This is a genomic window from Phocaeicola barnesiae DSM 18169 = JCM 13652 (assembly GCF_000374585.1).
In the GTDB taxonomy this organism is placed as follows: domain Bacteria; phylum Bacteroidota; class Bacteroidia; order Bacteroidales; family Bacteroidaceae; genus Phocaeicola; species Phocaeicola barnesiae.
On the sequence record NZ_KB894647.1, the window covers coordinates 226151 to 234293 of the forward strand.

5 protein-coding genes are annotated in these 8143 nt (G+C 44.8%); 2 read left to right on the forward strand and 3 right to left on the reverse strand.

Going from position 1 to position 8143, the window contains the following annotated elements; translation table 11 throughout:
* The first annotated feature begins 3 nt into the window (after positions 1–3).
* A complete protein-coding gene (locus C510_RS0107065) occupies positions 4–1914 on the forward strand; it encodes a RecQ family ATP-dependent DNA helicase (protein WP_018710642.1) in 1911 nt (636 codons plus the stop codon).
* 10 nt (positions 1915–1924) lie between these two features.
* Here the strand turns inward: C510_RS0107065 and C510_RS0107070 are convergent, their stop codons facing one another.
* The 3 genes from C510_RS0107070 to C510_RS0107080 all read right to left on the reverse strand — a co-directional run bounded on the left by C510_RS0107070 (position 1925) and on the right by C510_RS0107080 (position 5689).
* Positions 1925–3292 (reverse strand): VWA domain-containing protein, encoded by a 1368-nt coding sequence (locus C510_RS0107070; RefSeq protein WP_018710643.1) that lies wholly within the window; start codon positions 3290–3292, stop codon positions 1925–1927.
* Entirely contained in the window at positions 3216–4844 is a 1629-nt protein-coding gene (locus C510_RS0107075; RefSeq protein ID WP_018710644.1) for an AAA family ATPase, read from the reverse strand. Before C510_RS0107075 ends, C510_RS0107070 begins: the two co-directional genes overlap by 77 nt.
* A gap of 137 nt (positions 4845–4981) precedes the next feature.
* Complete coding sequence (locus tag C510_RS0107080; protein WP_018710645.1) at positions 4982–5689, reverse strand: TapB family protein; 708 nt, start codon at positions 5687–5689, stop codon at positions 4982–4984.
* Between the two features lie 1039 nt (positions 5690–6728).
* Here C510_RS0107080 and C510_RS0107090 point away from each other — a divergent pair.
* Complete coding sequence (locus C510_RS0107090) at positions 6729–7637, forward strand: PGN_0703 family putative restriction endonuclease (protein ID WP_018710647.1); 909 nt, start codon at positions 6729–6731, stop codon at positions 7635–7637.
* The last annotated feature ends 506 nt before the right edge of the window (positions 7638–8143 follow it).

The following is an 8143-nucleotide window of genomic DNA, read 5'->3' on the forward strand; positions in this document are numbered from 1 at the left end:
TCCATGACGGATTACCGAGAGATACTGAAACAGTACTGGGGATACGATAGCTTCCGGGGAATCCAGGAAGCTATCATTACCAGTATCGGTGACGGACGTGACACCCTGGGACTGATGCCTACGGGTGGAGGAAAGTCCATCACCTTTCAGGTTCCGGCACTTGCCCAACCGGGACTTTGCCTGGTCATCACTCCCCTCATCGCCCTGATGAAAGACCAGGTACGCAACCTCCGCGACCGGGGCATCAAGGCAGTGGCCATCTACTCGGGAATGACCCGCGAAGAAATCCTCATCGCATTGGAGAACTGCATCTTCGGCGACTACAAATTCCTTTACATTTCCCCCGAACGTCTGGACACGGAGATTTTCCGCATCAAGCTGCGGAGCATGAAAGTCAGTATGATTACCGTGGACGAATCGCATTGTATCTCACAATGGGGATATGATTTCCGTCCGTCGTACCTGAAGATAGCGGAAGTACGCAAACTGTTGCCGGGCATTCCTGTCTTGGCGCTGACCGCTACCGCTACGCCCGAAGTAGTGAAAGACATCCAGGCCCGACTGGCTTTCCGCGAAGAAAATGTTTTCCGGATGAGTTTCGAACGGAAGAACCTGGCCTACATTGTCCGGCGTACCGAAAACAAGGCCGAAGAGCTGCTGCACATCCTGAACCGGGTAGCAGGTTCGGCCATTGTCTACACTCGTAATAGGAAAAAGACCAAAGAAGTGGCCCAGTGGCTGAACCAACAGGAGATTACCGCCACTTTCTACCACGCCGGGCTGAGCAACGAGACCAAGGATGCCCGACAGAAAAGTTGGCTGAGCGGAGAGCACCGGGTCATGGTTGCCACCAATGCTTTCGGCATGGGTATCGACAAACCGGATGTCCGCCTGGTGGTACACATCGACTTTCCGGATTCTCCCGAAGCCTATTTCCAGGAAGCAGGCCGTGCCGGACGGGATGGAGAAAAAGCCTACGCCGTCCTGCTTTTTGCCAAGAGCGACCCGACCATACTGCGGAAACGGATTTCAGACACCTTCCCGGAGAAAGACTATATCCGGAAAGTCTACGAGGACATCAACTTCTATTACCAGATGGCTATGGGCGACGGACTGGGATGTACGTACGCTTTCAACATCGACGAGTTCTGCCACAACTTCAAGCATTTTCCCATCCAGGTGGATAGTGCCTTGAAAATCCTGACCCGTGCCGGATACCTGGAATATACTGACGAACAGGACAACGGTTCCCGGCTGATTTTCACGCTGAGGCGTGATGAACTGTACCGCATCCAGGAAAACAACCCCGATACGGAGAAACTGCTGCGTACCATCCTGCGTTCGTATACGGGTGTTTTTACCGACTATGCCTATATCAACGAAGATTCATTGGCCAGCCGTACCGGACTGACCCGACAACAGGTGTACGAAACCCTGGTCTTCCTGACCCGCCGTCGCATCCTGCATTACATCCCCGGGAAAAAGACCCCCTACATCATCTATACCCGCGAACGGCAGGAAACCGACCGTATCCATTTGAGCAATGAAGTATACGAGGACCGGAAGAAAAGTTACATTCAGCGCATCGAAGCCATGCTTTCGTATGCCGAAACCGACGACAAATGCCGGAGCCGCATGCTTCTCCATTATTTCGGAGAAAAAAACGAGCACAACTGCGGGCATTGCGACGTATGCCTGCAAAAACACGATTCCGGAGTCAAACGGAATGAGTTCGATGAAATCGCCCGAAAAATAGAAGAGCTGCTGCAGGAAAATTCCATAAGCGTTCCCACTCTGTGCGAACAACTGGAAACAAGCTGGGAAAAGAAACACATCCAACAAGTTCTCCACTACCTGCTGTCGGAAGAAAAAATGGAACTGACAGACGGACGGCTCCGATGGAACCCAAAATGACGTTCCGGTATCACATATCCCAATACTTGTCGCAACAGGCCAGATAATCCATCTCGGGACGGGTACCGAATACCAGTGCATAGAACGAAGTCCCCTGCCGTTTGGCACGCTGTATTTCTTTCAACAATTCTTCCGAGGCAGGAGGCATCTCAAAGTCGGAAATCATCACCACATCCGCCTGCTTCCAACCGTTGGTACGCAGCAGTTGCAAAGCCTCCGTCATGGCCGGAAGAATATCCGTCCCCCCGTCGAAACGTTGCTGAAGGAAATCCACCAGCCGGGGCATATCCGTACGGAGATTCTGAATCAGCATACAGGCTATCTCTTCGGCAAAATTGATGACATAGCATTTCCGGTGAGTCTTTTCAGTCAGCCGGGCAACGGCCAACAGAGCCGATTTGGCCAGCCGCTCCCGATCCCCTTGCATGGAACCCGACGTATCGATGCAGACAATGTAGGGTCCCTGTCCACTGCTTGGAGTCCGGTTCCGAGACGGTACCGACGCATCTTCCTGCGAACGGCAGTCGAACTGCTGCAACCGTTTCTCGGCATAACGCTGCACAAACAACGGATACAAGGCCTCATCCGCTAGGTAACAGTACTCCGTGGGAAGCAGACTGTTCAGGTTATCACCCAAAGTTACTCCCTGGATGTCACTTTGTACGGCATGATGTACCAACTGGTCGGTCTGTATACCAGCCTGTGGGTCAAAACGTCTTTTCTCCCCCCGGTACTTCTTCCCCAACAGACTGACCAGTTCCTGTATCTTGGGATGACGCTCCATCAGCTGTTCGTACGGTTGTACTATCCGGTAGAGTTGCGGATGATTCAGCAACAGCCACCGGACACGGGAGCCGCTGAGTGCCGCTTCCGTCTTTTCGCCCAACGATGTATCCAATACAATAAAATCACTGCACAGGGCATCGATATGCTGATACTGATAATCAAACTCTTTTCTTGTGAGCAGTTCGTGCCACTTATCCAGAAAGAATTCCTGCAGCTGCCTCCGCTCCGGACTGTCGGCAGGCAATGCTTCCATCCGTTCGATGTAATAAGTAATATCCAGTTCCGATAAAGTGTACCGCTTGCGGAAAGCCGTCTTCATCTGTTTCAGAAAAGCCAGAAAGTAAACCGGTGACACGGACTCCTGCTCGAAGAACACTTCCCATTCCGGAGTATAACGTGAATAGAATTCCTGCAAGGAAGGCACTGTCCGGCGGTAATAATCCCAGATTTCCTGTTCCAGTTCCCGGGGTAATACCGTCCGGTTCTGCAACGCCTCGTCCATCCGGGCAAAACTCTTAGCGCGAAGCCGTTCCCAATAGATTGTCTTCAGTTCTTTCAGACGGATATTCCTGGTTCTCTTTCCGGTATGCATGATTCAACTCCTCCCATTCGTTCCGATAACGGGTTACATCGGCCAACTGATAATCCAACATCTTCAGCAAAGCCTTCTTTTCTTTATCATCCAGAAACAAATGTTCCCGGCAATAGGCAGCCTCTGTATCTGCCCATTCCTTACAACTGCCTTCCACCCTATCCAGCAGTGTACCGATTTGTCGGAAACGGGCTGCAATATCTTCTTCGGGATGCACCTCGATGGGAGGCAGAGGAACACAATCGGGCGTACACAGCAGCGGATATTCATACTGGTTGATAAAGACCGAACGCCTTCCCCGCTTCACGGTATAGATTTTATTCTGCGGAACCTTGTTCCGCATAGATAAATCATATTTTTTCAGGATGAAACAATCTGTCTTATACTTGTCCTTATGCAGATAAAACAGTTTTCCGGTATCATCCAACTGCTGGTAATCCGAAGCGAACATCAGCAACCGGCCGGCCATACGCACCCGCTCTACCTGGTAATAATAGTTGTCCACCAGCTGCAGTCCCGGATCATGGCTCTCGCGTACCGTAGCCTGCGAATCCAGTTCCCTACGCAAGATCTTCAGTTCCCGGTCTACCTCCGTCAGATTCAGCAGGTAGCCCGAAGCACTCTGACGGACAGCGTTCTGTACCAGTTCGGTTACCGTATCTATCTGTGTCACCTCATCCCACAGACAATGAGCAAGCAGCAACAAATCAGACAAGTGTACTTCCTCTGCACCATTCAGAAAAGCAGCTGTACGCAGCAGCTTGACCAACTTCTTCCATCGACGGTCGGATACATACAAGGGTCTGTCCGTCCCTTCATCTTGCCGCAACTGTAAATTGTATTCTTCTATCTTTTCCTTCACGCCATGAATGACCTCCAACACAACATACGGTACGCGTACCTCTGCCAACTGCTGTTGCCAACCGACATATTCCACATCGGATACAGCCAGTTTCTCATCGACAACAGGGTCCGATTCATCCGTAGCCAGAATCATCCGGTCAAAATCGGCCGGTTCAGAAATACCCGTCACCAGCAGACGTATCAGGAAACGGTCCCACAAAGCTTCCAGTCCCTGCCCCAGTGCCGGCAGCTCGTTCGAAGCCGCTATCAGTCCTTTCATCGGAACCTTCACCGAGAACTGGCCGTTTCGGTAAATCTTTTCATTGATGACCGTCAACAGTGCATTCTGGATAGCGGGACCGGCTTTCCAGATTTCGTCCAGAAAGACCACAGTAGCCGAAGGCAGATACCCCGCCGTCAGACGCTCGTATGTATCTTCATTCTTCAGTTTCGAAATGGAAACCGGACCGAACAGCTCATCCGGGGTACTGAAACGGGACATCAGATACTCGAATGCTTCTCCCTGTCGGAAAGCCAGCTTCAACCGACGGGCCACCATACTCTTGGCCACTCCCGGAGGCCCCAACAGAAAAATACTCTCACCGGCCATAGCCGACAGCAACGACAAGGCAATGACATGTTCCTTGCCATATACCCGCTCATTCAGTTTCGCCAACAATGTCTCTATCCGATTCCTTACCTGTTCCATTTCCTGACTGATTGTTTCATTTCTCTTTTTCTTGTCGGGCAAAGGTACAAAAGAATGCACAAATCTTTACCTGACCGCAAAAAAATGGGACTCGACTTCGCAGTCTCATCCCATTTACATGTAGTAAAAGAACAAAATTATTTTTTGGTTATCTTGACCAGCAAAGTCTTACCTGCCGGTTTACCTTTCAAATCGAATGATTCCGATTTTACCAGCCCTACTCCCTTGGCATACCATTCAGTCACACGGACCGTAGTGGTCTTCAATACCACTTTGGTACGCTTCAAATAAGAGATTTTGACGCAATCGAATTTTCCGGCTGTCGTACTGACCTGTTCTTCTCCCAGACAAGAGCCTCCGGAAATAGTCACTTCTGTTTTCAACATTTTCGGAATATATTCATAATACCGGTCCGACATGGAAGAACCGGCAGCCGCATTTTCAGCCAACGACCAGGAATTGTCACCGTTGAATTTCTTTTCATCCAGCATACGCATACGCGCCTGTTCATTGTAGCTCTCCGGATCAGAATCTGAATCAATGTAAGGCCCATACATCAAATCCTCGGCACAAACGGTCTTTTCACCGTCGTAACTCCAATTATACAATGTATAAGTAGTATTATCCTTTACTTTAGTGGTCACGATCTTATCAAAGTAACAGGCCTTCAGCATATTTCCTTCCTTGCTGACATTGGTTACAGTAATGTTTTCATCCGAAATACCTTGCCCGGCACCGTCATAATTCACATAACGTAACTCGGTTCCCTCTTCCGAACAGAAATATTGGGCATGCATAACGTGAGAGGACAACAAAGCCACCACACACAACAGAAATTTTTTCATATCTTATCTTTTAAAGTTTTTAATCTCCCCTAGCGGTTTGAGTCGCAAACTTACAAATTTCTTGGCAGGAAACGATAAAAATAACGGAATTTTCACTTTACATCCGGTAAAGATTGTCCGAATCAAAAATCTGAAGCATAAACTGCCTGCCTCCCATCCCATGCTGACAATTGAATTCAGAAAAGAAACTTTCAGGAACTTTCTTTCCGGAACACCAAAGCTCCATAAATCACAATAACACCAAATAAAAGTATTTCATATTAAAAAGAATAAATTTCTACCATTTTGCTATCCTACCCATCAAATAAAACACTCAAAATAGAATGAAGTGTTAACGGACTTATCATTTCTATTTGATGATTTATCCATTAAATTACCGGAACAGTTAAAATCAAATCTAGTAATTAACAAATGAACCGATAAAAACAAACAGTCATTTCAAGAAAGACTCCCTGTTATCTTGATTAAGATGCCCTGTCATCTCACTTAAAACTTGAGCATGTCTTATTTTAATGCTGAAATCGGACTGAAAAACATACGTTTCTGCTCTAAAACGATTGATTCGGAATCAAGATTCACCATATCATAAAATCTACTTTTTTTCGATATTTCCAAACAATATTCAGTTTATAAAACCATTATAAAACAAAACCCACATAAATAACCACATTTACCTTCTTTTTGATTTAGTATAAAATTGCAAAATTATCATTTTTCCAAGTATCTGTTCCTCTATCCGGATTTTCGCGAATCTGATGCAATTGAATTATCATTTTGACAAAAAGATATTCACACAAATATAAATGGAACATAAGCCGTAATCCCGTTTTATCATCCGGAACTTCCAGTTCAGCGAAAAGGCTGTTCTGAAAAACATATTCAAAAAATATGAAACATCTATTAGAGGATTTCAAAAATTGTTTTTCTTATTTCGAAGCTCATTCATATCCTTTTTCATGAAGAACTTAAACGAGAATGTATATTTTTGTAGAAAAATCTTCCGAACTATTAATACATGTAACTTGAACAATTATAAACCATGAATAAAGACAATTCAAATTTCCCAAAAGATAAAACCTACCGCTACGATGATGCATTCAAAGCTAAAGCAAGAGCACATCAATTTGCTTTTTGCGAGAATATTCTGAATGATTACTATGAAGAAAAATACCCACAAGTCATATTAAGCCCAAGTGCAGCCCGACAAGGCTTGATATTCTGTGATACATACAGAAATTTGATACTGAAGAAAGTTAAGAAATTTGGTACATCTGCTTTATTCTCAAATATGTTGCGCAGCGAACACATACCATACAACCTATTTGTTCCAATGGAAGAAGATTTGGAAAATGCTAAACTGTTGTTTAATGAAATCATTGGAGGTGGTATTTCGAGTATCACTCACATCTATATTGAATTTGCCGGATATGCAGACAAAGCAATGTATCTGAATGATGGTACTTCATTTGATACATATATTGAATATCTGGACGATAGCAATCAAAAAGGAGCTATAGGCATAGAAGTAAAATACACAGAAAATGGCTATTCAATCGGTGAAAAAGAAGAGAAGGACATAAAAGACACTACCGGACGATATAATCAAATGACCTATAAATCAGGATATTTTATTTCCGATTTAGATATACAAATATTTCTTAAGGCTCACCATCTCAGACAAATATGGCGTAACCATTTATTAGGATTTTCCATGATTGAGAGAGGTGATATACAACATTTTCATTATATCCACCTTTACCCACAAGGCAATACTCATTTTCACCAATACGCAGTACCTGAATACAAATCTTTACTCACACCAAAAGGTAAAGACTGTTTTAACGCTCTGACCTACGAAAAATTATTTGAAATGATGAGTCAATATTTTTCTTCTGAAAAGCAAAAGGAATGGATAAACTATCTATATAAGAGGTATATGGTAAAGTAACTAAAAACATACAGCCTTGGTATTCATCAACAAAGTCATCCCGTGTCATTTCTCCCGTTTCATGCGGTATTTCCGCAGATTTTCCGTAAATCTGTATTAGGAATATATCTCTTTGAAATCAAGAGAGTTAGGAGAATTACCTCGTTTTGGGGTAATGAGTTGGCAACCGTCCTAATTGCCGTGGTCTGCATCGCTTTGCTTATTTGGGTAACTCTTTATGACCGCAAAAATATAAAACTAAATTGAGAAAACATTCCACTTGCATATAATTTATTCAAGTTTCGCAAGTACTCAAATAATGTAATAAAAAAGGCTAAAGAGTTTGATAATTCGATGATTATCACTATATTAATGTCGCCAAACAAAGGATATAGCACCCTTTAGCCATGAACAAAAATAGATATATTATCGGTGAACTCCAAGAGTTTTTTGCAAAGAATGACTCTAGCAAGGCAATAAACAGCATATCAACCATTATGAACAGCATAAGGATACAAAGCAAAGTC

Excerpts from the sequence above, each read along its gene's own strand:
- C510_RS0107065 (WP_018710642.1), top strand. The coding sequence starts at position 4 with ATGACGGATTACCGAGAGATACTGAAACAGTACTGGGGATACGATAGC.
- C510_RS0107070 (WP_018710643.1), bottom strand. The coding sequence starts at position 3,292 with ATGCATACCGGAAAGAGAACCAGGAATATCCGTCTGAAAGAACTGAAG.
- C510_RS0107075 (WP_018710644.1), bottom strand. The coding sequence starts at position 4,844 with ATGGAACAGGTAAGGAATCGGATAGAGACATTGTTGGCGAAACTGAAT.
- C510_RS0107080 (WP_018710645.1), bottom strand. The coding sequence starts at position 5,689 with ATGAAAAAATTTCTGTTGTGTGTGGTGGCTTTGTTGTCCTCTCACGTT.
- C510_RS0107090 (WP_018710647.1), top strand. The coding sequence starts at position 6,729 with ATGAATAAAGACAATTCAAATTTCCCAAAAGATAAAACCTACCGCTAC.